The sequence below is a fragment of the Parolsenella sp. genome, assembly GCF_982402205.1.
Genome location: NZ_CEVYAT010000171.1, coordinates 1 through 2,967 on the forward strand (window position 1 = coordinate 1; position 2,967 = coordinate 2,967).

The following is a 2,967-nucleotide window of genomic DNA, read 5'->3' on the forward strand; positions in this document are numbered from 1 at the left end:
CCGCCATGCCGTGGAACAGCGTCGACTTGCCGCAGCCCGAACGCCCCACGAGACACACCATCTCGCCCGGCGCGAGCTCGAGCGACACGTCGGCCACCGTGGGCGAAGTGCCGTCGGTCCAGGCAAGGGTCAGGCCGCGCACGACGAGCGCGGGCTCGCGTCCGTCCGCAGCGCCGGCCGCGCCGCCCGCGCCAGCCGTGACGACCTTCTGCGTGCCTCGAAGATCCATCTCTACTGCTCCAGGTAGTCCATGCTAAAGCCGCCGTTGACGTCGAGCGCAACGGGGGTGAGCTGGTTGTCGTTCATCCAGGTGTAGAACGCGGCCCAGCGCTGCGGGTCGATGATGCCCCAGCTCGAGGCGTCGGCCGTGTACTGGTCGGCGAGGTACTCGGCGCTGGCCTTCGCGAGCTCGGCGTCGGTCTCGGGGGCGGCGTCGCACAGGATCTGGGCGGCGTCGTCGGGGTTGGTCACGCAGTACTCGTAGCCCTTCTTCGTGGCGCGCAGGAAGGCGCGGGCCACCTCGGGCTGCTGGGCGAGGAAGTCATTGTTCGCGACGACGACTGGCGTGTAGTAGTCAAACGTTGAGTCGATGCTGCGGAACGAGAAGTAGTCGCAGGGGTAGTCCTGGACCTTGGCGTTCTGCAGGCCCCAGCCCTCGTAGCCCCACACGCAGTCGAACTGGTTGGCCTTGAGGCCGCTCACCTCGTCGCCGCTCGGCACGAGCTCGACCTTGGAGAAGTCGCCGCCGTCGGTCTCGACGACGCTCTTGATGATGGCCTTCTCGACGTCCTGGTCCCAGGTGCCGTAGCGCTTGCCCTCCATGCCCTTGGGGCGCGTGATGCCGTCGCCGGCGCGGCTCATGATGCCCGAGGTGTTGTGCTGGATGGTGGCGGCGATGGCCGTCACGGGCAGCTGGTCATCGGAGCCAAGGTAGTTGGCCATGACGTCCTGGTAGCTCATGCCAACCTGGGCCTTGCCGGTACCCACCAGGGCGTCGGCACCGTCCTCGGGCGGCTGGACGACCTCGACCTCGAGGCCCTCATCGGCGTAGTAGCCCTTGGCGATGGCCACATAGACGCCCGAGTGGTTGGTGTTGGGCGTGTAGTCGAGCACGAAGGTGAGCTTGGTGAGGTCACCCGACGTCGCGGCGGCGTCGGTGGAGGCGGCGTCGGTCGCGGGGGCGGCGGCACCCGAGGCGCCGCATCCGGCAAGGCCGGCGGCGCAGACGGCGGCAGCGCCGGCAACGAAGCCGCGGCGCGAGACGAGCTTGTTCATAGTCATTACTGGTCTTTCCTCTCTACCCTCTCCCACGGCATGCACGCACGGCGCAGGGCCGAAACGAGGCCCATGAGCGCGAGCGACAGTGCCGAGATGATAAGGATCACGGCGAACATCTTGTCGTACGAGTAGGACTTGCGCACGCGCGTCATGTAGACGCCCAGGCCCACGAAGCCGCCGAGCCACTCGGAGACCACGGCACCCACCACCGCGTAGGTGGCGCTGATGCGCAGACCCGCGAAGAACTGCCCCATGGCGGCGGGCAGCTTGGCATAGCGAAATATCTGCGCGCGACTGGCACCCATCGAGCGCATGAGATCGATGGCGTCGGGGTCGACGCTCCTGAAGCCGCTCGCGAGCGACACGGTCACGGGAAAGAACGTCCCCAGCACCACGAGCAGCACCTTAGGCATGAGCCCGTAGCCAAACCACAGCACGAGCAGCGGCGCGATGGCCACGGTGGGGATCGTCTGCGAGACAGTCACGATGGGATCGAGCGCCCGGTAGACCACCTCGAAGCGGTCCATCAGCACCGCCACCGCGAAGCCCACGGCAACGCCCAGGGCAAGGCCGATGACGGTCTCGGCAATGGTGGTGACCGAGTGGCTCAGCAGCAGGGGCAGGTCTGCCACGAGGGCCTCGACCACCTGCACCGGGCTGGGCAGCAGATAGCTGGGAACGAGGCCCACCGAGCAGACGAGCTGCCAGAGGGCGACAAGCGCCACGAGCGTGACGGTGGGGGCAACCCAGCGGGCGGGCGTGCGACGAGCCATGGCCCTACTGCTCCTGCTCGTGGTACTTGCCAACCTTCTTCTCGGTCGAGAGCACGGCCCCGCCCGGCTTATAGTTGATCTTGGCGTAGGTCATGACCTGGCCGCACCCCGCCTCGACGGCGGTGAGCTGGCACTGGCGCAGGACCTCCATGCAGGTGTCGTAATCACCCTCGATGGCCGTCTCGAACGGGCCCACGTAGGGGTTGACGTCGTACTCCTGGATCTTGGCGATCACGGCATCGACGACGCGGATCGTGTCCTCGTCGGTGGCCGAGTCCATCGGCAGCACCTGGATGGCTACGCTACATTCCATGCAAACCTCGCTTTCCGCGAGGACCAAAAAGGCCCTCGCCATTGGCGGGAGCCTCATACGCGCACGTTTGGGGTCCCTACGCTGGCATTACCCAGATCAGGTCAAGGGTCGGACCGGGATGGGCCCCTCTCAGCCGGCGTGCCGCCAGCTCCCCTTTAGATCGCGGCCCAGTCTAGCACGTTTACATAAGAAGAGACAGGCCCCGCGCCGTGGTACCGTGGAGGCTCCACGCGGCAAGGAGGCACCATGTCCGAGAACAGCGAGAGGCGTCGCGCGATACCGCTGCCGCCCAAGCAGCAGCGCGGCGGGCGGCAGGCGTTTGGCGGGCCCGTCCGGGGCGCAGGCATCGGCCCCAACAAGGCCTGCGGCCACAAGGGCGGCATCCGTCGCCAGGGCTCCAAGCGCGGCTAGCCGGCCCCTCCCCACCCAGCGCCCGCCAGCACCATGACACAAACGGCGCGGCATGGTTGTGGCTTGGCGCCATTCGCCCATATCACGGGCCGCGGGCACCCATATTGTGGAATAGCTTGAGCAACGCAACATAGCGGCCACCTGCGACGCCCAGATCGAGGAGTGCGACCCCAGCGCCTACGTGGGCCAGCT

General features: G+C 67.3%; 5 protein-coding genes. 1 reads left to right on the forward strand and 4 read right to left on the reverse strand.

Annotated elements, in window-relative coordinates; translation table 11 throughout:
* The 4 genes from AC1VTH_RS07615 to AC1VTH_RS07630 form a co-directional block, all read right to left on the reverse strand.
* On the reverse strand, positions 1-229 hold a 229-nt coding region (locus tag AC1VTH_RS07615; protein WP_481335539.1), incomplete at its 3' end, for an ATP-binding cassette domain-containing protein.
* A gap of 2 nt (positions 230-231) precedes the next feature.
* Positions 232-1,281: an ABC transporter substrate-binding protein gene (locus tag AC1VTH_RS07620; protein WP_293672992.1), complete on the reverse strand. Its 1,050-nt coding sequence runs from the start codon at positions 1,279-1,281 to the stop codon at positions 232-234.
* Positions 1,281-2,051, reverse strand: coding sequence for an ABC transporter permease (locus AC1VTH_RS07625; protein WP_481335540.1), 771 nt, complete (start codon positions 2,049-2,051; stop codon positions 1,281-1,283). Before AC1VTH_RS07625 ends, AC1VTH_RS07620 begins: the two co-directional genes overlap by 1 nt.
* A gap of 4 nt (positions 2,052-2,055) precedes the next feature.
* The gene (locus AC1VTH_RS07630; protein ID WP_293824812.1) at positions 2,056-2,364 is read right to left on the reverse strand and encodes a thiamine-binding protein; all 309 of its coding nucleotides are present in this window, start codon (positions 2,362-2,364) and stop codon (positions 2,056-2,058) included.
* A 246-nt stretch (positions 2,365-2,610) separates the two neighbouring features.
* Between AC1VTH_RS07630 and AC1VTH_RS07635 the strand changes: the two genes are divergently transcribed.
* Complete coding sequence (locus AC1VTH_RS07635; protein WP_481335541.1) at positions 2,611-2,775, forward strand: hypothetical protein; 165 nt, start codon at positions 2,611-2,613, stop codon at positions 2,773-2,775.
* Positions 2,776-2,967: the final 192 nt, after the last annotated feature.